The following is a 521-nucleotide window of genomic DNA, read 5'->3' on the forward strand; positions in this document are numbered from 1 at the left end:
ACTTGCGTGTCAGTAGTTCAAACGGTTAGGCAAGCCTAATCTCCTACATTGATGTGGCTACGTTTGGGTGGTTGACAACACCCTTTATTACCAACATATCAGTCAGTAACGTTATTTAATTCAAATTTTAGTCTCTCAACACCTGAGATATATTGTTTACCTAATTCTTGTAAATTCATTGCTCCTACACGGTCATCATTCGTTCTGAATCCGCAATTCACACACTTATATTCATGTAAAGAGTGATTACGGTTTTCTTTTCTAATCTGACCACATCGAGGACAACGTTGACTAGTATAATTTGCAGACACAATTAGCACTTGGCTTTGATTTCTTTGAGCCTTGTAAGTTAATTTAGTCTGCAAATCGTAAAATGACCATGAGTGTAATTCTCTAGTCTGGTCTTTATTGGAATTAGATTTTTCAAAAGTAACATTAGTTAAGTCTTCTAATACAAACAAAGTGTTTTGACCATATCGTTCAACAAGTGTCTTAGATAAGCAGTGATTAATATCTGCCAT

Annotated in this window: 1 protein-coding gene; it reads right to left on the reverse strand. The window is 35.1% G+C overall.

Annotated features, from left to right (window positions below):
• Window positions 1–98: 98 nt before the first annotated feature.
• The coding region (locus FC36_RS02385; RefSeq protein WP_156409500.1) for an RNA-guided endonuclease TnpB family protein at window positions 99–521 on the reverse strand (423 nt) is incomplete at its 5' end.

The organism is Ligilactobacillus equi DSM 15833 = JCM 10991 (assembly GCF_001435735.1).
Classification (GTDB): Bacteria; Bacillota; Bacilli; order Lactobacillales; family Lactobacillaceae; genus Ligilactobacillus; species Ligilactobacillus equi.